20 protein-coding genes, 1 pseudogene and 1 riboswitch are annotated in these 21,871 nt (G+C 34.9%); of the genes and pseudogenes, 8 read left to right on the top strand and 13 right to left on the bottom strand.

What is annotated here, in order from left to right; all coding sequences use genetic code 11:
* Positions 1 to 276 precede the first annotated feature (276 nt).
* Both MKX66_RS14745 and MKX66_RS14750 read right to left on the bottom strand, forming a co-directional pair.
* The gene (locus MKX66_RS14745; RefSeq protein WP_341086510.1) at positions 277 to 1,353 is read right to left on the bottom strand and encodes a sensor histidine kinase; all 1,077 of its coding nucleotides are present in this window, start codon (positions 1,351 to 1,353) and stop codon (positions 277 to 279) included.
* Positions 1,350 to 2,036, bottom strand: coding sequence for a response regulator transcription factor (locus tag MKX66_RS14750; RefSeq protein WP_215590848.1), 687 nt, complete (start codon positions 2,034 to 2,036; stop codon positions 1,350 to 1,352). Before MKX66_RS14750 ends, MKX66_RS14745 begins: the two co-directional genes overlap by 4 nt.
* Before the next feature lie 353 nt (positions 2,037 to 2,389).
* Between MKX66_RS14750 and MKX66_RS14755 the strand changes: the two genes are divergently transcribed.
* On the top strand, positions 2,390 to 2,932 hold the full coding sequence (locus MKX66_RS14755; protein ID WP_215590847.1) for a uridine kinase: 543 nt from the start codon (positions 2,390 to 2,392) through the stop codon (positions 2,930 to 2,932).
* 845 nt (positions 2,933 to 3,777) lie between these two features.
* Here the strand turns inward: MKX66_RS14755 and MKX66_RS14760 are convergent.
* Positions 3,778 to 3,978, bottom strand: a complete 201-nt coding sequence (locus MKX66_RS14760; RefSeq protein ID WP_060750964.1) for a cold-shock protein — start codon at positions 3,976 to 3,978, stop codon at positions 3,778 to 3,780.
* Between the two features lie 524 nt (positions 3,979 to 4,502).
* The gene (locus MKX66_RS14765) at positions 4,503 to 5,729 is read right to left on the bottom strand and encodes a phospholipase D-like domain-containing protein (RefSeq protein ID WP_341086511.1); all 1,227 of its coding nucleotides are present in this window, start codon (positions 5,727 to 5,729) and stop codon (positions 4,503 to 4,505) included.
* A gap of 210 nt (positions 5,730 to 5,939) precedes the next feature.
* Between MKX66_RS14765 and MKX66_RS14770 the strand changes: the two genes are divergently transcribed.
* The 4 genes and pseudogenes from MKX66_RS14770 (at position 5,940) to MKX66_RS14785 (ending at position 7,434) form a co-directional block, all read left to right on the top strand.
* The gene (locus MKX66_RS14770) at positions 5,940 to 6,140 is read left to right on the top strand and encodes a DUF1657 domain-containing protein (RefSeq protein ID WP_000218933.1); all 201 of its coding nucleotides are present in this window, start codon (positions 5,940 to 5,942) and stop codon (positions 6,138 to 6,140) included.
* Positions 6,141 to 6,254: 114 nt separating this feature from the next.
* Positions 6,255 to 6,488: pseudogene (locus MKX66_RS14775) on the top strand (DDE-type integrase/transposase/recombinase); the annotation flags it as partial.
* 92 nt (positions 6,489 to 6,580) lie between these two features.
* Positions 6,581 to 6,790, top strand: a complete 210-nt coding sequence (locus tag MKX66_RS14780; protein ID WP_000764047.1) for a glycine zipper domain-containing protein — start codon at positions 6,581 to 6,583, stop codon at positions 6,788 to 6,790.
* Positions 6,791 to 7,209: 419 nt separating this feature from the next.
* On the top strand, positions 7,210 to 7,434 hold the full coding sequence (locus MKX66_RS14785; RefSeq protein ID WP_002035172.1) for a hypothetical protein: 225 nt from the start codon (positions 7,210 to 7,212) through the stop codon (positions 7,432 to 7,434).
* Positions 7,435 to 7,706: 272 nt separating this feature from the next.
* Here MKX66_RS14785 and MKX66_RS14790 read toward each other — a convergent pair whose 3' ends face one another.
* From MKX66_RS14790 to MKX66_RS14810, 5 genes are all read right to left on the bottom strand, one after another.
* Positions 7,707 to 8,606 carry a collagen-like protein gene (locus tag MKX66_RS14790; protein ID WP_341086513.1) on the bottom strand — a complete coding sequence of 300 codons (900 nt, stop codon included), beginning with the start codon at positions 8,604 to 8,606 and terminating at the stop codon, positions 7,707 to 7,709.
* A 377-nt stretch (positions 8,607 to 8,983) separates the two neighbouring features.
* Positions 8,984 to 9,892: an alpha/beta fold hydrolase gene (locus MKX66_RS14795; RefSeq protein WP_215590844.1), complete on the bottom strand. Its 909-nt coding sequence runs from the start codon at positions 9,890 to 9,892 to the stop codon at positions 8,984 to 8,986.
* A gap of 476 nt (positions 9,893 to 10,368) precedes the next feature.
* Positions 10,369 to 10,980 (bottom strand): DUF2812 domain-containing protein, encoded by a 612-nt coding sequence (locus MKX66_RS14800; RefSeq protein WP_341086514.1) that lies wholly within the window; start codon positions 10,978 to 10,980, stop codon positions 10,369 to 10,371.
* A gap of 16 nt (positions 10,981 to 10,996) precedes the next feature.
* Positions 10,997 to 11,311, bottom strand: coding sequence for a PadR family transcriptional regulator (locus tag MKX66_RS14805; protein ID WP_001078065.1), 315 nt, complete (start codon positions 11,309 to 11,311; stop codon positions 10,997 to 10,999).
* Between the two features lie 141 nt (positions 11,312 to 11,452).
* Positions 11,453 to 13,192: an S-layer homology domain-containing protein gene (locus tag MKX66_RS14810; protein WP_341086515.1), complete on the bottom strand. Its 1,740-nt coding sequence runs from the start codon at positions 13,190 to 13,192 to the stop codon at positions 11,453 to 11,455.
* Positions 13,193 to 13,921: 729 nt separating this feature from the next.
* On the opposite strand from MKX66_RS14810, the gene MKX66_RS14815 reads away from it, so the two are divergent.
* Both MKX66_RS14815 and MKX66_RS14820 read left to right on the top strand, forming a co-directional pair.
* Positions 13,922 to 14,128: a hypothetical protein gene (locus tag MKX66_RS14815; protein ID WP_341086517.1), complete on the top strand. Its 207-nt coding sequence runs from the start codon at positions 13,922 to 13,924 to the stop codon at positions 14,126 to 14,128.
* Between the two features lies 1 nt (position 14,129).
* A complete protein-coding gene (locus MKX66_RS14820; protein WP_098635059.1) occupies positions 14,130 to 14,960 on the top strand; it encodes a VanW family protein in 831 nt (276 codons plus the stop codon).
* A 638-nt stretch (positions 14,961 to 15,598) separates the two neighbouring features.
* On the opposite strand, the gene MKX66_RS14825 is transcribed toward MKX66_RS14820, so the two are convergent.
* The 3 genes from MKX66_RS14825 to MKX66_RS14835 all read right to left on the bottom strand — a co-directional run bounded on the left by MKX66_RS14825 (position 15,599) and on the right by MKX66_RS14835 (position 20,422).
* Positions 15,599 to 17,983 carry an immune inhibitor A domain-containing protein gene (locus MKX66_RS14825; protein WP_341086520.1) on the bottom strand — a complete coding sequence of 795 codons (2,385 nt, stop codon included), beginning with the start codon at positions 17,981 to 17,983 and terminating at the stop codon, positions 15,599 to 15,601.
* A gap of 431 nt (positions 17,984 to 18,414) precedes the next feature.
* On the bottom strand, positions 18,415 to 19,371 hold the full coding sequence (locus tag MKX66_RS14830; RefSeq protein WP_341086523.1) for an ATP-grasp domain-containing protein: 957 nt from the start codon (positions 19,369 to 19,371) through the stop codon (positions 18,415 to 18,417).
* Positions 19,364 to 20,422 (bottom strand): LLM class flavin-dependent oxidoreductase, encoded by a 1,059-nt coding sequence (locus MKX66_RS14835; RefSeq protein ID WP_085309524.1) that lies wholly within the window; start codon positions 20,420 to 20,422, stop codon positions 19,364 to 19,366. The genes MKX66_RS14830 and MKX66_RS14835 overlap by 8 nt, the downstream gene beginning before the upstream one ends.
* A gap of 82 nt (positions 20,423 to 20,504) precedes the next feature.
* Positions 20,505 to 20,611, bottom strand: a riboswitch (SAM riboswitch).
* Positions 20,612 to 20,872: 261 nt separating this feature from the next.
* Between MKX66_RS14835 and MKX66_RS14840 the strand changes: the two genes are divergently transcribed.
* Complete coding sequence (locus MKX66_RS14840) at positions 20,873 to 21,079, top strand: hypothetical protein (RefSeq protein ID WP_002035364.1); 207 nt, start codon at positions 20,873 to 20,875, stop codon at positions 21,077 to 21,079.
* Positions 21,080 to 21,328: 249 nt separating this feature from the next.
* Here MKX66_RS14840 and MKX66_RS14845 read toward each other — a convergent pair whose 3' ends face one another.
* Positions 21,329 to 21,718 carry a hypothetical protein gene (locus tag MKX66_RS14845; RefSeq protein ID WP_060750949.1) on the bottom strand — a complete coding sequence of 130 codons (390 nt, stop codon included), beginning with the start codon at positions 21,716 to 21,718 and terminating at the stop codon, positions 21,329 to 21,331.
* Positions 21,719 to 21,871 lie beyond the last annotated feature (153 nt).

A 21,871-nucleotide genomic window follows, 5' to 3' on the forward strand; every position in this document is an offset into this window, starting at 1 on the left:
CTCCTATGTTTGTTTTTTCATTTCTTTAAAATAAGCTGCTATTCATATTTGCTACTAACAAAATAGTCATGTTGCATCTACCTTTTCCATAAGGCTGTCACGATGTATCCAATTGAAAGCTGTAAAGAAAATTTTATTTTAATTTCTCCACTCACCTCATCGCTTTGAATACATACATGATAAACTATAAAAATTAGGAAACACCCTGAAGAATCCTTAAGAATTCTTAAGTTTTATAAAAAAAAGCTTATGGAACCTGTAATTCCATAAGCCAATCTATTTGATTGGATGTTCAACAATAAAGGATATCCAACCTTCTTTATATTCTGCATATATATTACCTTGATGAAGTTCAACAATTCTTTTTGAGATAGCAAGTCCCAGTCCATTTCCTTGATCACCTTTTCTTGCCTTATCACCCCTGAAAAATCTTTCAAACAATTTATTTGGTTCGCTAACAGGCGGCTTCTCGACTTTATTTGATACTTTCAAAATTGCTTTGTTACCTATTAGTTCAAGACATACGGATAATTCGGATGGTTTCATGCTGTACTTTATCGCATTCATAAACAGATTTTCATATACACGTACCATTTTTTCTACATCCATGAAAATAGGTATTGTTTCTTCCGTTATTGATTTTTGAACGATTAAACTTTCCTTTTCAAATATGGGAATGTATTCTCCAACTATTTGCTCCAACAAACCTGATAAATCAACTTCATTAAAGTTTAACTTAGCATCTATGCCTGATAAACGAGTATATTCAAACAGCTCATCAATTAAACATTTCAGTCTCTGTGACTTTGAATAAGTGGTTTCAAGGTATTCCTGTAATTGTGTTTTACTGTTGTATTGCCCTCTTTTTAATAAATCTATATAGCCAATAATAGATGTTAACGGTGTGCGTAAGTCATGAGATACATTGGTTATAAGTTCATTTTTTGTACGTTCTAATCGTCTTTCTTGTTCAAATGTATTTTCCAATTCCTTGGACATATAGTTGATATTTTGAGCAAGTTGGGTCAATTCGTCCTTCCCCTTAATCCCAATTGTCAAACCTAGTCTTCCATTTGCAATATCATTTACATTATCCGAAATGAGCTTCAAATATACTATTTTCTTTCGAACCAATATCAAGAAAATTATTATAAAGTTAAAGATTGCGAACGCGAATAAGAACAACAATGCCAAATTGAATTCAAACATACCAAATTCTTCGTATTTTACAAAAAATGGATCTATGACGTATACCAAAATGAGGATTGTTAAACCAAATGAAATAAAAAAACTAACTGCAACAGCACCAAGAAGTTTTATAATGATCTTATTTCTAAAACTAACATTCTTCATATTTTATATCCAATTCCCCAAACAGTTTTAATATAAATAGGATGTTTAGAATCCTCTTCAATTTTGTCTCTTATTTTTGTAATATGCACCATGACGGTATTATCCGATTTATAAAAAGCATCTTTCCAAACTGCTTCATATATTTTTGCTACACTCAGGACAATCCCTTTGTTACGGGCAAGTAGTTCGAGTATATCAAACTCTTTTGGAGTTAGCCTTGTTTCCTTTCCCCTTACCCATACTTGACGTGTATCTGTATTCACGGCTAAATCACCAATTTCTAGGATACTTTTATTATGATCTATTGACGTATTGTATTTTTTAAACCTTCTTAATTGGGATTTTACCCTAGCGATTAATTCCAATGGGTTAAACGGTTTTGATAAATAATCGTCGGCACCAGAGGCTAGACCCTGAATTTTGTCTATATCCTCTGATTTTGCAGATAGCATAATGATAGGCATATTGCGGTCTTCTCTAATCTTCATGCAAGCTTCAATACCATCCATATCTGGCATCATAATATCTAAAATAATAAGATCAAACTCCTTTTCTTCTAACAGTTGTAAAGCTTCCATAGCATCTTCTGTCTTTTGAGTTTTCAGTCCTTCATTTTCCAAGTAAACAGAGATAAGATTTCTAATCTCTTTATCATCATCAACAATAAGAATTCTTGAATCCATATTATTCCTCCATATTTTTTCTCGTATTGAACAACTAAAGACATAAGCAGGGGAGACATTTCTATCTTACTTTCTTCAATTATTTCGTCTCCAATAAACCTTGAATTTGAAAGGGCTGCAACAACTGATTTCTAGTTCATTATATACATGAAATAAGAAAGTTAACTATTTTCATACTTAACTCCTCACAGGTTTGAATTCATAATCATACACTAGCATCCAAATCTTAAGAAAAAGGGGAAAAAGTTCTTAAGAATTCTTAAGCTTTCTATAGCATTTTGTCATAAGAATATATGGTGAAAGGGAAATTAAGTTGTCTTAGTTTAAAAAAGGCAGAAAGGATAATGAATTGAATGGATAAATGGGAATGTTTAAAGCAACAAATAAAAGAAAAGTATAAAAAGCATTATGTAGATAGGTCCTTTGTTCTTGCGATAGATGGTTTAAGTGGTGCTAGGAAAACGACACTAGTACATCAACTAAAAAATATCTTAGATAATATAGTAATTATCCATATAGATGATCATATTGTTGAGAAAGCTAAGAGGTATAATACAGGGCACGATGAATGGTTTGAATATTATCAGTTACAATGGGATACTAATTATCTAAAAGAACACTTATACGACAAATTGTATCAAAATGAAAAGTATCTATCTTTGCCATTTTACAACAAGGAAAAAGATACATTTACACAGAGAACGATAAAGATAACACCTAAAAGTATTGTAATCATTGAAGGCATTTTTCTTTTGAGGGAAGAATGGAAAACATTTCATGATTACGCAGTATTCTTAGATTGTCCTAGGGATATAAGATACGAGCGTGTACTTCATCGTGATACATACATAGGGGATTTGGAAGAGCGATTAAAGAAATACCAAAATAGATATTGAGTAGCAGAAGATTATTATTTAAAAAAGCAACAGCCTTTAGAATTTGCTCATTACGTTCAACAACTAGAGGGGGCTAATTAATAATTATTCGCTATTCTAAAGAATAAGCGTATTCAAATTTCATTATTTAATGCTTACAAAAAGAGAACTAAAAATCAGTGCTCTTTTTTATATTTAATTGGGGGTCTTATCGCATGTCTATCAAGCTAAGATTTTAAAGTACCCCCATAACGAAATTTTTCTCTCTCTACAGTTATTTATGTGAATTCAGCTCGTTTTTTGCGTTTTGGGGGTGACCTATTTTTTTAGCTTGATAGCGATGGGGTACCGCCAGCATTTCGGAAAAAAACCAGGCTAAGAGTATGCAAGATTTTATACAGTTTTTCTGCTAATCCAGTAACCTAAAAACCATGCCAGGATAGGAATGTATAAAAAAATGCATAGATCCATAGAACAAAAAAAGGAGATTTACTTATGAGATTAGGGTTCCTCCTTATTCTTGCTACTGATAATGAGACGTTATGTTAACTAGACGTGTATGAGATATACAATCAAACAAAATTTTTTTCCATTTTTATTCTTATTTTAAAATAGATGCACAATCAAAATTCCACCAACAAATAAGATTGAAAATCCTACGACTATATATAATCCGTTTTTTGGTATTCCTAATATAATTGCAAGATAACTAAAAGAAAAAGCCCATTATGCTAAAACTATGATTTCTAACATCTTCTTTTTCATTAAAAGTTAAGCACCCCAAATCCCCTTAAAAAAGTTGTATTCGGAATATTGTAAAAAAAATAAAAAAAAGACCCTGCAAGAGGGTCTTTCATCAGCTAATATTAAGCTTTTTGAACATTAGTAGCTTGTAGGCCACGTTGTCCTTTTTCTACTTCAAATGTTACACTTTGTCCTTCGTCTAAAGATTTGAAACCGTCGATTTGGATAGCTGAGAAATGTACGAATACGTCTTCTCCACCTTCACGCTCGATGAATCCAAAACCTTTTTCTGCATTAAACCATTTTACTTTACCTTGTTCCATAATTGTTGCCTCCTAGTGTGGATACCCACACATATGTTACTACCCTTGCTCAAATACCTTAGACAAAAAACAAAATTTATTCTTAATCTCAAACCGAACAAAAATAGGTCTTTCTTAAATTAACATACTTTCTAAAAAATAGCAAATTTCAAAAATAAGTCCTTATGGTAATTAGCTACTAATAGTTGTTGCTGGAGAAAAAGTCACCATGATAGTCATCACAGCAAGAAATTGCCAAAGGATCTCAACAATATCATTGGTTTGATTTTCTTCAGACATTCAACAACTGATAAAATTAGCTATTTTCGAGTTAAATTTTACTTCTGATAACGGTAATTATGTAAATGAGCTGTCCATATGGACAGCTTATTGTATTTTTGCTTAGCGTGGTTTTTTTGATGCATGTTGATCGTTTTTATCGTTTTGGAGTAACTCGTCCTTGTTAGCTTGATGGATATGGGGTATTTGCATTTCTTATCTTGATGGCAATGTGAAACTATCCCTAATATAAAAATACTTTGTCTTTACAAATAATACTCAAACATTTTTGCAACCTTTTCTTTCATTTTTTCTTTTATAGATAATTGATTTACATCAGAGGATGTTACTTGCTTTGAATTTTGTAAGTCTGCATTAATCACTGGTTTTATTCTCGAAATATAGATAGGGTCATGAATATAACAGTTCATTTCTTCATTTAAATGAAACGAGCGTGAATCAAAATTCACGGTCCCAACCATCAATACTTTTTCATCAATCAAAAATACTTTACCGTGTAACACCCCATTTTTATAACCATATACTTCCATCCCCTGTTTTAATGCTTTTCGGATATATGGATATGCTGCTTCTTTAACTAATAGTGCATCCGAATGAGGTGAGAATAGAATTTTGACACGGACTCCCCTCTTTCTTGCATCTACTAATGCGTTCCAAATAGTTCTGTCTTTTGGTATAAAATAAGGTGTTAATATAATGATGGATTCTTTTGCTTGTTGAAACAACATTGCATAATCTTGCCCAAGTTTTTTTCCACTATAATATGCAGTAAATCGTTGCGAGGTTGCTCCCTTTTCCTTTACCGCATTGTGTATCGGAATCGGTTTCTCTGAGTTTTTATTCCAGTCTAATACAAATTGGTGTTCTAAATCTTGAACTCCTTCTCCTCGTATTTGAAGATGATAATCTCTCCAATAACCAAGTTTTTCTTTTTCCCCCAAATACTTCTTTCCGATGTTGAATCCGCCAATGTAACCAACCTTTCCATCAATAACTGAAATACGACGATGATTCCGATGATCCAAAGAAGAAAAAAGATAAGGGAAAACAGGTTTATTGTAATATGTAAAATGAACTCCTTTTTTAACTAATAATTCTCTTTCCTTTTTCTTTAGTAAAATTCCACCTAACCTGTCCACTGCATAGTATACTTCTACACCTTCCTGACTTTTTTTCCGCAATAGCTCTAGAAACTGATGACTTACTTTATCATCAGCAATAGAAAAAAAGTTAATATGCACGTAATGCTTTGCTTTCTCTATATCTGAGAATAATTGATTGTTTAACTGTTTCCCATCTGTATACATAGTAATATCACTTTGACGCATAGGGTATTGACTAGAATTCTGGCTAAATATCCCATTTTTTTCGGCTATTGTTCTGTCAATTTCCCCCCAAACAAACAGAACTAAACATCCACCGATAAATAAAAAGAGGAATACTCGGAAAATTCTTCCTATCTTTTTCAGCATATTTAATCTCCTTTATATATTATCGTTTTATTTCTGTTAGTTTTTGTTATTGGGACAAAACTATTCCATACATCTATTAGCTAAAAAATTCTCCTTTGAATGATTAACTATAAAATTTCTCATTCACATATCCCTAAAATTGGAAATCGTACTATGATAACAAAATAGGCATTCTATATTTTGAAGTACATTTACAAGGAGGAATACTACATGACAGTAAGTACTAAACTTAAACAAACTATCGCTGGATTAAAGAGTGCTCAAGCATGCCTAGAAGGATTTGTTCTTGATACTGATAACAAGCAAGCAAAACAATTATATAAAGGTGCAGCACAACAAACTCAAGAAATTATTGAATCTTTAAATCCTCGTCTTCAACAAATTGAACATGAAGAGCCTCAGTACAAGTAATAACATAATACCTTTCACATAGAATATCGTCCCCATGGAAGAGTGCCCAGCTTAAATAACGATTATCATAATGCTGATTACGATTAAAGGATATCGCCATATGCCCATCAACTTAAGAAACGGAATACACAATCTGCGTATGCTTTTATGAAACGACTCGTTCAAACTTTTGGAGAACCAACGGTTCTGACAACAGATAAGGCCCTTTCTTTACTTTGTTCACTCAAAAAATTAAAGGTGAATGACTTTTATAAAAGTACTACTCATTCTACAATCAAACATTTCAATAATTACATAGAACAAGATCATCGCTATGTAAAGCGCCGGTTTGCTAAATCCTCAGGATTCTAACACTTCGCATAAATCTGTCCTTATAGGTCAAAATATGTAAGGTATTGTGCTGGAATGCACTTGCCTATTCTAAATAAGGAGTGAGATGAATGGCTGATAAAAACGAACGTAACCGTGTTGATAATGATACTGGCGAAGCGGTAGGAACTGGTGTCGGTGCTGTCGCTGGAGCTGCTTTGGGTTCTGTTCTTGGTCCACTTGGTACCGTTGCAGGAGCTGTTGCAGGAGGAGCGATGGGTAACAAAGTCGGCGAAGGTGCCGATGAGGCTAATGACAGTGTTGCGAACCGAGAAGATTAGACTTTAACCAAAGTGACACTGAATGAATTGGATTCCCAAAAGGGAGTCCTTTTTTTTATTAAGTTAATTCAGCTTTTTTAGGTAAATTCCCAGTAAGATTGTGAATCAATTCACTTAAAGTAACGTGTGCGTTAGTTCAACAAGCTATAAGCAGCAATCATAATCATTTTCTTGGTCTTCCGCAATCGGGCGCTATTGCTGAATAAACCTTAGATTATCAATCGACTTTATTGTTATATTTTTGAGTACAGTGAAGTATCTTATATCGGAAATTAAACAACTATATTTTAACCCCGTCCTAAATTTAGAACGGGGTTATGCTTGTTTTAGCTTTTTAAATTTAATAGCACCACCTAAATGGAAGTTTTATCTCGAAACGAAGAGGTAACTCCAATTCTAAAAGAAGGGCCTGAAGTGTTTTGGAGTTTGTAGAGTTGATAGATGCTTTAAAATATGTTTCACCAAGTCGTGATAAACCTTTTAAAGCTTATAAGCATATTACTGAAAACTGGGATGATAACTGGGATAGTGTAAATTCACAGTGGAAAAATATAATTGGAGGATTATCAATTTCTAGTGTCCAAGGTGAAGCATTCAAGGAAGTTACTAGTACCATAGAAGGTTTCTTTAAGGAACAGGAATGACTTAATAGTCATTCCTGTTTGTTTTTTTGCGGTATCAAGTTAAGAAGCACATTCTTCCCCAAAAATCATAAAAATGAACTTCGGTGCTATAAAAAAATTCCATTTAGGGGGTACTTTAAAATCTTAGCTTGATGGCAATGGGGTACCGCCAGCATTTCCGAAAAAAACCAGGCTAAACAAAAAATAAAATAAGCTGCCCATATGGACAGCTCATTTACATAATTCTCATTATCAGCAGTCAATGTATCTCTAAACCTATACAAAATTAAGTCTTATGAGATTTTGAAAAAAGACAATCGAGCGGCTGGTTGATTACTACCTGTATTACCTCCTATCGTAATTGACTGCCCACTAACATTATTAAGAGTAATTGTATCCCCAGCAACGACTTGAAGAAATCCAAAAGCAACAACTTCTTGGCCTGCTGCAGTTCCATAATTTACTCCATCCAATCCTGGAGGAAGATTATTAAGAGATATAGTTACTCCAACAGGTCCTGCTTGATTTGCAGAAGTCATTAGTGCACCAATAAAATAATAAATACCAGGCACTTGAATTGTAAATGTGGAAATTCCATCAAATAAAACATTGTTTAATATAACAGCTCCAGTGCTAAAATTGACTAGAGCAAGATTAGTAAGAGTTTGTGATGTAATTGTTATAACACTAGCACTAGCACTAGCAGTTGAGAGTGTTCCAGTTGCTCCTGTTTCCCCAGTTGCTCCTGTTGCTCCTGTTTCCCCAGTTGTCCCAGTTGCTCCAGTTGTCCCAGTTGCTCCTGTTGCTCCTGTTGTCCCAGTTGCTCCTGTTGCTCCTGTTGCTCCAGTTGTCCCAGTTGCTCCAGTTGCTCCTGTTGCTCCTGTTGCTCCAGTTGCTCCTGTTGCTCCTGTTGCTCCTGTTGCTCCTGTTGCTCCAGTTGTCCCAGTTGTCCCTGTTGTCCCTGTTGTCCCAGTTGCTCCTGTTGTCCCAGTTGTCCCAGTTGCTCCTGTTGTCCCAGTTGCTCCTGTTGCTCCTGTTGCTCCTGTTGCTCCTGTTGCTCCTGTTGCTCCGGGGATCCCTTGTAATCCAGTTGCCCCCGTTGGTCCTGTAATTCCTTGATCTCCTGGAATAGGAACTGGAAATGCACAAGGCATATTACAAGGGTTGAAGTGTTTTCTATAATTGGATGACATAAACAACCACCCCCTTTTACTTATCATATTTATTACATATAATGCAAAGTGAGCTTCTTTTCTTGTATGTTTATCTCTACTTATTCAATAAATAGTCAGGACGTACATCATATTCATAAAAAGTTAACATGATACTTCACTACATAAAATGTGTTCATCAAGTCGGAGGAAAGCACCTTAGGGTGTCTTTTTTATTATTTCATTTTGTAAATTAATAAAAAAAGACTAGCAGCATATACTAGTCTTCTAAATTGGGTACCGCCACATTGCCATCAAGCTAAGATTTTAAAATACCCCAAAACAAAAAATGAGCTACATCCTCCTAAATAGCTATATAGAGATAAAGTTGTTATTACAACATATTTTCCACTTTCAACTTAGTTATCATTAGAATGTTTTTCTATAAAATCAAGGATTCTGGCATTAACTTCGTTAGAGAACTCACCATTGATTGCGTGAGATGCATTTTTCCAGTTAACTATATCTATATCTTTAACGTATTTTTTCCCAGTTTCAACTGCTTTTACGGAATTGTGCATTGTACTTTTTTCAGCCATTAATGCAAGCACTGGAACATTGATATTTTTCAAGTCTTCTTTACTAAATAGATCCGGTGCTGGTGTTTTAAGTTTATAGTTACGCATACCCGACTCGATTAACTTAGCGATAGGCTCATCGTCATTTGTTTCTGCTCCTCCAGATACATAGCTTAACATCTTTTGTCTTATAAACTTAGGTACAATAGGGACGGCAGCTGGAATAGATGCAAGAATCATCTTTATGGGCATTTGCGCAAATACAAAGACTGGGTCCAATAAACTAGCCGTAGCAATATGCTCTGGATTATATCTGGCCAAATTCATTGTTGTCCAACCTCCAATGGAGACACCCACGATATGCACTTTTTCTAAACTTAATCCTTCAATTACTTCATTTAACCATTCTGCTTGTTGTTTTTGGTTTTCAATCACCTTCGTTTGCACACTCATTCCAGGTTCACCGAGTAAATCTATCGTGTAAACAGGCCTTTTCTCCCTTAGCCCTTCTAAATTGGGTACCCACATTGGAGTAGATGCACCACGTCCAGGGAGTAAGAGTATTGGCTCCTTATGTTTGTTTTCCTCTTTAGTAAAGTAATAAGCACGAATTGTGCCGTATTTAGTTTTTATATCTTTCGTATCGTTAGGTTTTGGAAGAAGTGCCATTGATTCATCGTAGGTAATTTGAAAGTCTTCCTTTCCTTTTTCAGATGTAAAGTGACCAATCCTATTATCATCTCTCTTCACTTGAATTCCTCCTTTCTACAAATATATTGATGAACTTTATCAATATATTCATGACAATAATCCGTTGAAAATTTATCTTCTTTAAACCAAAACTCTCATTTAGAAAAAAGAAAGGCACCCTAAGGTGCCTTTCTTTGACTTGAACCATCTTAATTTTAATAATATATATTGGACTCCCATCCAAATATTATTTTACCATGTTAAGTTGTTTTGTTCATTGAGAAATACAATAGTTTATTTATGCTGGTCGTCTGTATTAGGTCTTTTTGTAGTCCATGCAGCGATTAATAAGAGGACAATAGCAGTGATGACACCTAAAAGTATATTAATGATAATCATCCTCCTAAGGAATATTATTATCAAAATCACATCACATTCAAACACCAATAAAGGGAATTAATGTTAATCACAACCAAGTACACCATTTACAAATTCAAAAGAATCCCCCTCAAAGCATCAGCTTTAAGGGGGCCCTCTTAGTATTTTCTCTCTTCATACAATCGATTTGCTTTATATGAGAAAAAGAAAAACATACCAATCGCAGCTGGGATAAACAACCATGAAATGCCTCTCATTAATGCAAATGGTGTTTCAAATAAGAATGATCCTACAAATGCTGCACCGTGCATATCCCATAATCCTGGTGTATAGTATAAGTCTTTCGGATTTAAAATCGCTCCTAGATCAATTGTATTATTAAACATAAATAGGATTAACAGCGGCAAATAACATATCGCCAATTCTAAAAATGTCTTAGATAGACGCTTGTACTTCCCTGCTCGTGACATTTGATCTGAAAAAATGTCATCTTCACTTTCCTCATCTACCTTTTTAAAATATTGCGTGCCTGACCACCAATTACCGGCTATATGCTTCCAGCCACTATCTTCAAATAATGTACAGTAATTAATAAAATCTTTTCTTCTATTAAATATTCTATGATCTATTTTAATTGTCGCATCTTCCGGTTTTGCGATTTTAAATTTATAACCGAATGTATTACTTTTTAGTTGATAGCCTTTCCAAGCCATCTCTTCTAACCATTTTTCCTCTTTCTCAAAGTCTAAAAAGAATTTCAATCTCCACATCATCGTTTCCCCCTAACTATACGTGTAATAAACCTTTTGTAACCTCAATAATGTGCTGCATTCTCATAAAGTCTAAATGTAATACTTCTTTCCCGCGTTCAGTAATGACATACACTTTTCTTCGTTTATCTTCACTTTTTACCGATTCTATTAACCCTTGTTTTAATAAATTTTCAACCGCACCATACAATGTACCCGCTGCGATTTTCACTTGATGATTACTAAGTTCCTCCACCTTTTGCATAATTAAATATCCGTGTGCTGGCTCTAATAAAGCTAAAAGAACGTAATACGTTGTTTCCGTTAATGGTAAATTTTTATCTCTATTCATAAAGACCTCCAATGTAACGTTAAATATATAGTCAAACTATATAGTTCAACTGTATAGTTTTATTTTATACAGTCTGACTGTATATGTCAAATTAAGGTATAAAAAAATAACCTAGATCCCTTAAATGGATCTAGGTTATTTTTAATACGTAAACGTAATCGTCACCAAAGAATACCCTTCTTTTGCATTATACGGCTCCGCTTTATAAGAAACACGGTTTGATCCTTTTGGATAACCGATTTCTCCAATTGCCTTTTTCACATCTTGCAGTGAACCGTCCATTGATTGCTTATAAAGAACTTCAATCTTCTCTGGCTTTGCACTATAGCGCTGCTGCATTTTACTTTTTAATTCATTATAGCTATTCGCGATGTATTCATTTCCTAAATAATTTAACTTTGTATCTTTCAATATTTGCTGATATGCAGGTGTTTTCGTACCACCTGTCGCAATTTTATTTGTTAATGTACTATAATAGTTTGTTGTAGCTTGCGGATAGTCCCCGCGGTTCCACTCATGATTTCTTGCAATTTGCTCGTCAGATAAGTTGAAATAAGAATATGTTACGCGGCCTTGTTCATCTGGCACTGGATCATCAAATGTTGTATCAAGATGGTACCACTTGTTATCGATTTTCACTAAATTCCAAGCATGAGGCTGACCGTCTCCAGTTCCTACTACAAAATGATTCTCAATTCCAGCTTCTTTTAATAATTGATAGGTTAATAGTGTGTAACCTTGGCAAACGGCAGAACGATTCGCGAGTGCCTCATATGCTGTATACGCTTTATAAGACGTATCGTAAGAAACATGTTTTACAACATAATCATGAATCGCCTTCACTTTTTCATGATCATCCATCCCGACTTGAATAATAGAAGAAACGATCGCTTTCGCTTGTTTCATCACATATTCTGTTTGTTCTTTCGTTTCACGATATGTAATATTTAGCGTAAACGTATAATTCCCTGGCGATCCAGATAGTGAGTATGAAACATTCGATCTATTATAATTTGTATACTCATTTTTACTTGCGACTTCTTTATATGCGGTGAAAAGTGTATTCATCACTTCTTTTGTATTACTGTTTTTCGTTTTATATGGAAGTGTAATATTCGTTTCATACGTATTAATACGCGTTTGTACTTCATTTTTGAATGCTGCTAATAATGCCGCATCTCCTGTATCTTGCACCGCAACCTCAGGCTTTTTATATTTCAATGCATTATATAAAAACTGTGCATACTGTTCACGCGTTACCGTTTTAGCTGGTTCAAATTTCCCGTCTCCTGTACCAGATGCAATCCCGTTTGACTGCACCGCACTAATCGCATTTTCTGCCCAAAATCCTTTTGGAACATCATTAAATGTATGTTTTTGTTTAGCTGAAACTTGGAACGCATTTTTAATAATTTGCGCCATTTCTGCGCGGCTAACAGAATCTTTCGGTCTAAAACCGCCATTTCCATCACCTTTAAAAATCCCCAATTTCGTTAACGTTAAAACCTCTTCCGGAAACATTGTAGAACCTGAGCGAATATCTCCATACGGATTATTTAAAGTAGACCCATCTTGTAATACATAACGAGCACCATCATTACTAAACGTACCGCCTTGCTTATTCGGTACTAACACACGATAAATTAAAGCTGCAACTTGCTCCCTCGTCGCAACATCACCAAAACCAAACTTTCCATTTCCATAGCCTGAAATAATATTTTTGCTCGCTAAGTCTTTAATCGCAGGATAGGACCAGTGCGATGTAGGTACATCGGAAAAAGTACCCGCTTCAGCAGCTTTCATCTCACCAACATTTGTATATAATAAAGCGCTACCAATAAGTGATAATGATGTAATTGATTTTAATAGTTTTATGTACATAATGCATTCTCCCAATACGTCTTCTATTTTTTGTTGTTTTTTGTCGAAAAATCTAAAATAATATAACAAAACACATTATACAATCAAAACTTTTCGGAGGATATACTGAATTTCAAAATATGCAAAAATTCATATCACTATAGGGATTCATACTGATATTATGCTATTTTACTTGCGAATATATAAAGTGAAGGCTAATAATCAGTGGGGGTTTACGGGCAGTTCATCTCCCACCTAACTTCTTTGCCCCAGCCGCATTTTAAGGTGGGAGTTTTACTGCCCACAAATAGCGGGATAAATAAAAAGAAAAATACTAATGTAACATTGTAAATATACATATCGATTTTTGAGCTTTTATTTCGCTAAAATGTAGCCTAAAAAACAATGCTATCTCCATTAAAATCACAATATAATCCTGAGAACATACCTTTTAACATGATTCATTGTAATTAACTTAACTTTTTATTTGCTAAGAAACTTTGCAACAGAACCTAGTAAAGTCTCAAAAAACAACTTATTATCAATCAATATTTAGTAAAAATATATTAATTCTTTAGAATTCCTTTAATTTTCATTATTCTTTGTTTAAGGTTATCCTTTATATTTATAATGTGTTGAATTTATCATATTGAGGCAGAGTTTCACATGACTATAAGCAATTCGAAAAATGGAAAAAACAAGGTCCCCATTAGATTAATTATACTGTTTTTTTGCGTCTTTTATCTATTTATGTTAATTACTATGCAGCTAAGAAAAGTACATTTTATTGATGGATATACATATAAGAATGTAGTTAAAAAACGAGAGAATGTGACAATTAATATTACAGTTCTGTGCGGGAAAACTTGGGTAAATTCAAAGGCATTAATACGACAATTGATTGGGATCGTAATTACGGAAATGGTAACATATGAAAACGATGGAGAGAGGAAATAAAATGAATTTAGTGAACTTACGTCCTAAACAGCGGTCTAAGTATCGCATTCTACTAGGGACATGGTATTACTCTACAAAGAGGTACATTCAGTGGTTAGCAGATGGAAAAACATATGCAAAAACGTTTCAACAAGAAAAGTTACCCTATACAGCGATTCAGCATCGAACGATACTACTTCGTAAGCTCAAAGATGTAGATATGTGGTATCAACAGAATAAAGTTGTTAATTTGAAGATTGCTATTAAACAACTAAATGGTATCGTCATTAGACCGGGAGAAACATTCTCTTACTGGCGTTTAATAGGTAAGCCTACGAGAAGAAAAGGGTATGTAGAGGGCATGATACTACACTATGGATCTTTTCAAGCAGGCATTGGAGGAGGGCTTTGTCAGCTTTCAAATTTAATATATTGGATGACCTTACATACACCATTGACAGTAACAGAGCGATATCGTCATAGTTTTGATGTCTTTCCTGATTCCAAGCGGACCCAACCATTTGGAAGTGGAGCGACTTGTTCTTATAATTATTTGGATTTACAAATCAAAAATGAAACGGACCAATCGTATCAACTTCACCTTTATATTACAGATAAGCATTTAGTCGGTGAGTGGAGAATTGCCCATCCGCAGCTTTATCAATATGAAGTATATGAAAAAGAACACTCAATCCAATCTGCATACTGGGGTGGTTATATACGACATAATGTTATTCAACGTAAAGTATATACTCAACAGAAACAGTTTATAGAAGACCAATATGTAACGGAGAATCACGCTATAATGATGTACGAACCACTATTAGCTTATAATACTGAGGAGGGTGAGTGAAGGTAACATTGGTGTATCAAGTATTTTTGTCTAGTAACACACTACATGCCTCTCTTCATATAATTAATAGGCACAACCCTTTTTGCAACATAACTTTTTCTTGTTAAAAAACTTTGTAACAGAACCTCTTTTTAGGTTCTAGTGTGAAAATAAAGGGATGTGATAATTAATTTTTTCTGTACATCATAAAAAATCAATTATACTTATCATTTCTTACAATCAAATCTGATAAGTATTTTGTAATTTAATAAAAATTTCGTATGAGAATGTATTTTTGCTCATGCATTTCAATTAATTTTAATCATGCTATATTGTAATTTATTGATTTTTTTCTACTTTTAAAACTAAAGCGGCATGCTACATAAATCTATTTTGATTTCTCGACATATAAATCGCTGCTATGCAGAATATAACAGGACCGCTACTGACTTTCTCCCTTTGTTTTATACCTCGAATATGGAAGGAAAAGGAGATTTTCTAGAGATATCATTTCTCGTTTTTATTGAAAATAAATTTTATATCTTCCTTTCCAATGAACTGGTTCCTAAACTAAACTGCCACGTTTCTAGAATAAGAAAAGAGCTGTCCATAAGTCAGTTTCACCAACTTATGGACAGCTCTCATAGTTTCACCTTATTCTATCGATGAATCCAAACTGCACCTGCAGATTTGTCTTCAGCTTGACCTACTACTTCAAACTTCAATCCTAATTTCGGCAACTTACGTCCTGCATCTGGAATAACGCTGTTGATGTACTGCTTAGAATCATCAAATTTTGCAACTCCTGGTAATCCTTTATAGTCAAAGATACCGCGAGTTGGCGAGTCTACTCTCCATGCTGGCGCTTGATCAAATGAGAATGCCGCATCGGCAATTTGATAACGCGTACTGCTCTTCACAGTCGGTTGTCCGTTTAATGTACCTACGATTGCCTCTGGATGAGAATCTACTACTCCTAAGAATCCTTCACCTGGATGAACACCTACCCAGTTATCTGTAAAGCTTTGATCCGCATACCATACAACCATTCCTGTATTAAAGACTGGACCACGCGCATGTTGTAACGCCGTGTCAGAACCAGCGTAATTTCTCCACTCTACATAGTAGTTATTTTTTTTCTGTTCCAATCCGTTAGATACAGTAAATCCTTTTAACGTCATTGCTGGCCCGCCTTCTGCATCATCTGAGAAAACAACTTTTCCATCTACAGTTAATGCAGCATTATCTAACGCAAATCCTTTATAAGCTACTGCAATATCTGTTAAATACTCAAATTGCAGTTTTACTTTTTTCCCTTTAAATTGGCTTAAATCGTATGATTTATCAACCCACTTACCATCAGTTGTATCCACGCCGCCTTTTACATCTTTTTCGCCCATTCTATCAATACGTGTCTTCGTTCCATCTTCTGCAATCGCATATACGTCAAGGAAATCATACTTCGCTTCAAGTTCGTAGAATGCCTTATAATCGAACTTAGCATCCTTTGCATTTGTTAAGTCAAATACTGGTGTCTCAAGTGTTGTATGAATGTCATTTCCTTTTGTACTGTAATAAAACTTCTTACCAAATGCTGACTCAATATTTTTAATATCTTTGTCTGGTAAGTTAACACGAACGATTCCTGGTCGTTTTGATTTTGTAACACTTTGATCTAAATATGTTGCAACACCGACTCCCGTGCGAAGTTTATCATAATCTACCTCAACGATATTCGCCCAGTTGCCCTTCATATTCTTTTGGAAAAACTCTTTATTTTGTGGTGAGAAACTTGTTGGCTCTGTTCCTGCAATTTTTCCAGCCCAGCTGCCGCCGCTCATAATAGACCATGACTCAACAGGTTCACCTTGTCCTGAATACTTTGTATCGTACTCATCTGGTAAGCCTAAATCATGACCATACTCATGCGCAAACACACCAACTGCTCCATCTTCAGGCTCGATTGTATAATCGTATGCAGCCATCTTTCCGCCCCAATTCGAAACAGAAGATTTTGTGCCATCAATCGCATATGGTTTTGATCCAAGTTTTGAACGATGAGACCAAATCGCATCATCTTTCAATTTACCGCCGCCAGCTTCTTGACCAACGCCAGCATGTACAACCATTAAATGATCAATAATGCCATCTGGCTCGTTTTTATTTCCATCACCATTTTGATCGTATTGATCAAATTGATCATAATCTGCTAAATTAATTCCTTTTGCTACCGCTGCTTTTAATGCTTCTTTCACAAAATCACGTGGCCCTAAAGGACCCTTATTATCATGGCCAGTTCCTGCATCCGAACCGTAATCTGAAGCTTTCCCTGGAACAGTAAGCCATTCCGTCACAGTTCCATCAACTGTATAGCTGCCGCCAGATTGTTCTTCATAATATTGTTTAAATGTGTTAATCTTCGATCCATCAAATAACGTAAATGGTTCATCACCAAATAACATTTTTTGATAATGTTCACGATTGAAGTCCTTAGAATACATGTATCCTGGCTCTTGATCAATATTGTTATGCTTAAAATCGCTAAATTCTACAAGTAAAACAAGTACTTTATCTTTTCGAACAGCACCGTTGTACTCTTCTTGCTTCGCTGGTGCAGTAGGTACTTTTCCATTTAATTTACTAGAATTCAATCCTGCACCTTGTCCAGCTACTGGCCCTACTGTTGGCTGCTGCGCCTGTTCATTTTCCTTCATTTTTGCATCTTTTACTTTTTTCATAAAATCAGAAGCTTCTTGCGTAAGACTATCTCCTGTCAAGATTTCTTTACCAGGGTTTTCCCCTTTCTTTTTCTCAACATATTTTTCGACAGCCTTTGACGTCTCAGCTTGTGATGCAGATTGATCAATTACGCCCCGTTGTTTTAGCGCTTCTGCCAAACGCTCTTCCGGTATTAAATGCTCATCTATTGGTAGAGATGATGGCGAATCAGCATACGCTGCATGACTTCCAAAAGCAAAACTACTACTTAGTACTGCTGCTGTTGCTAAAACTGATAATGGTTTTAACTTCTTATTCTTTTTCAATGCATTTCCTCCCCAGTGTCTGCGAATTATCGTTTTTTTTGCCGATAGAAACATAATATTCTCTTTATAGAGAATATTCAATCTTTTTCAACAAATAAAATGTTGAGAAATATTTTTTTGTGCAGGGTGGGATACGTAGGATAAAAAAATACAAAATTTCTACTAGTTTATGTTTTACACATAACCATACAATGGAATCACTCGTTCTTTTATCTTGATGCGATGGAGTAGTGCTAGGAAAGGAAAGAAAATACAACATACAAACAGCCCAAGTTCCCTATTCGAACTTGGGCTGTTTTTTAATATAAACTGATACTTTTCTTGCTGGTGCAAAAACTCTAAAAACCTTGTAAGTACGCTCTTAAACTTGGACACACTGATACTATTAATTTAGCAAAGGTTTGCACCAGAACCTTATTTTTTAATCAACATTATTTAACTGACTCTACTTGTTTTTCTAATTCTATTCCAAGGAATTTAGCAAGCTCAAGCATACCAAATTGATTCGCTACAGACTCTGCGTCAGAATTATAGTTTGTGTTTGTATTAATATCATACGTATAAATTGTTCCATCCGAACTGCGAATAAATTCAATACCAGCGACAGTAATTTCGTTTTCTTTCAAAAATTCTTTGTACTTTTCAATAATTGGCTCTTGGAAGTCCGATATAATTTCAAATTTTGTTGACGACTCTTTCTTACTCTCTTCTCCTACTGGGCAAAAAGCATCTTGAATCGAGCATGCATCTGCCGGGCAAAGCTCAAATCCTTCTGATGTATCTACTTTAACTGCATATACAAACTGACCGCCTACAAACTCACAACGTGTAATATATGGTTCTGGCGCTTCAATATATTGCTGGATTAAAGTAATTCCATCAATGGGTTCTTGAAATGTCGGACCATCCAAATATTGTTCTAAAGCATCAATAGAATGAAACAGTTGAACACCAAGGCCTTTACCTGCACGGTTATGCTTTGTAATGAACGGTACTTCCCCTAACTCCCTTGCTGCTTTTACTATATTATCACGGCCAACAGCACCAATTGTTTTCGGCACTTGTATCCCAAATTTTCTTAATGCTGCATATTGATTCAATTTACTTACTTCAAGGCGTAATGCTCGAGACCCATTAAATACTGTTCGTCCGTATCCCTCTAGCCAAGCAAGAACCCCTTCAGTCAATTCAGGTGCATATCGATGCCCTCTCGTATGTGAAGAAGCACTCATGCGGCTATAAAAAACACCTTGGGGAGGTTCTTGTTCTAACGAAACAGTTCCTTCATCTAAAAACCACTCCTCATAAGGTAACTCCAGTTCTTCCAATCTTTTCACTAAATGATCCGTCCATTCCTTATTCTCATGTAATATGTAAATTTTACTCATTTGTAATCAATTCCTTTCTTTTTGCTTCAACTAACGGCATCACTTTTTCAGAAAATCGTTTCATCTCTTCAAGCTGCGGTGAAAATTGTAAAAGTAATAACGTAACACCCACTTTTTCAAAAGCAAGTATCCTTTCTGCAATTTGTTCTGGTGTTCCGATTAAATTAGGACGTAACCCGCGATTAGATACGGAATAATCATTGAGCTTCACTTGCTGTTCCAAATGCGATTTACTAATAAAATCTTGGTAACCCGCATAACCTAGAGCATCGTCTTTCACATCCGTTATGCGTCTCCATTCTTCTAACGCCTCTTCTTCTGTATCACGACAAATGACATAAGCCGCGAGCCCGAATGACTGCAATGGCTCCTCTGTGACTTTCTTTCTACGATTCTTCATATCTTCTATTTTCACAAATACTTCTTCCACTGTTCCGCCATGCATTACATATGCATCCGCGTGATTTACAATGACCTCTTTTCCTCGCTCACTCTCACCACCTGCATAGATCTTAATGCCTTGTTTCTGCACAGGTTTTGGACTTAAATGTGTATGATGAAGCTCATAAAAGTTCCCTTTATAAGAAAACTCTTCTTCTTTCCAAAGTTCCTTCAAAATTGTTACAAATTCCTCTGTGCGATCATACCGTTCATCATGTGCGGTAAATACTCCACCGTACTGTCTCGCTTCTTCTTCCCACCATGCTGAAACTACATTCAATGTAAAACGGCCATTACTTAATTGATCGATATTCGCTGCCATTTTCGCTGTAACTGCTGGATTGTGGAAGCCAGGTCTTACAGCTGTCATAATCTCTAATCGATCCGTTACTGCAGCAAGTGCTGCCGCAGTTGTCCACGCTTCTAAACTTGGTGCTGAAACACCTTTTATATCATTTAAATTTAATTCTGCTATAAGTGTTGTGGAAAAACCTAATTGTTCTGCCGCTTGCGCTGTTTGTTTTGCATACTCAAACGTAGGCGGCATAGATTCATCATCTACATTTCGAAGCCATCCCCCAAAAATCGGCAACCAAAAACCATACTCCACTACCTATTCCCCCTTTATCTTTTAGCCATAAAAAAAGCTACTCTTATCGAAATAAGAGTAGCCTTCTTGACTAAGTGAACCGCTCTTATCTTTCAGGTGTTTTTTCACCTGCAGGATTTGGCACCTTTCGTCTAAAACGAGGTTGCCGAAGTTTCATAGGGCCCGTCCCTCCACTTCTCAACATAAGAATTGTTTGATTTCCATTTATTATAATCATCAGAATAATAAAACTCAATACTTTAATACTTATTTTTCCGATAAACATTAAGTGATATATGAAACATCATATTGTTATAGAGATTTATAGGGTGTTGTTTTACTTGCGGATATATAAAGGGGTATGTTATATCATGTCGAAAACATCATTTATAACCAAGTTGCTTTACTTCTATCGTAAAGGAGATAGAGAATACGCCAAAATAAATATCAACCTAAAGAGGTGTTAGTAACATGAAAAATAAACGATGCGAGAATTGTGGTTCTACTACATTTAAAGAAGGAAGAGTTGGATCTGCTTATCATGCATATGTTTGTGAAGATGAATCTAGTAGATTCTTTTCAGGAGGGAAACGTTCCAAACTATTAACCACATTTTGTTTAGAGTGCGGTGAGGTGCAATCATTTAGAGTTGAAAAACCGGAGATATTTAAAGAATAAAATAATACTAATTACATATTATGCAGATGTTTATTAATGATACAGTAGGAATGATAACAACGGACGATTTCGCTACAACTAGAGTAAATACACCAATCATATTAATAAAAAAACAAGGAACCTATTAGTTGGTTCCTTGTTTTTTTAGCTAAAGCAGACTTCTTTGGAGAACCCAAATAAAAGTTAAATCGACTCCTATTTAACATTTCTCTTCAAATATATGACAGTAAAGAATACATCATCACGGTGTCAGCAAGCAAAAGTGTATTCTGCATTTCTGAAAACAGTAGATGGCAGATTGTGACCTGCTGAATCTGCTAAGAAAGAATATACAAGAACATCCTTAACATCATCTTTATTTCCACTAACGATGACATCAAGAAAATCTTCTATTTCGAATTCTGGCGTAAACAACACAATCTTAGTTGTTCTGTTTGGTTCTAAAGAAACAAACGTACGAGAGATTTCAACTAACTCATTTTGAGTAGGGAAAGAAATGTTTCGACTTCTCTTAACACTTATCGTTACATTACTAGTATGACAGCGTGAATCATTGTTTAACATAATGTTGAGAGCAGTTGGAATAATCCCATTTTCAGAAACTGGAACTCGAAACACTCCAGTAGATTTATGAGCCATATAATCACATCCTTTCAAAATAAAATATACTTACAATATATTAGATGTAAAAAACGTTCATTTTGATATGGACAAATTATGTGATTAATATATCTATAATAACCCTTGGTATTACTAAGCTAATGATTCAAAAGATTAACAAGTACCGTGAAA

This window comes from Bacillus sp. FSL R9-9530 (genome assembly GCF_038008145.1).
GTDB lineage: Bacteria > Bacillota > Bacilli > Bacillales > Bacillaceae_G > Bacillus_A > Bacillus_A mycoides.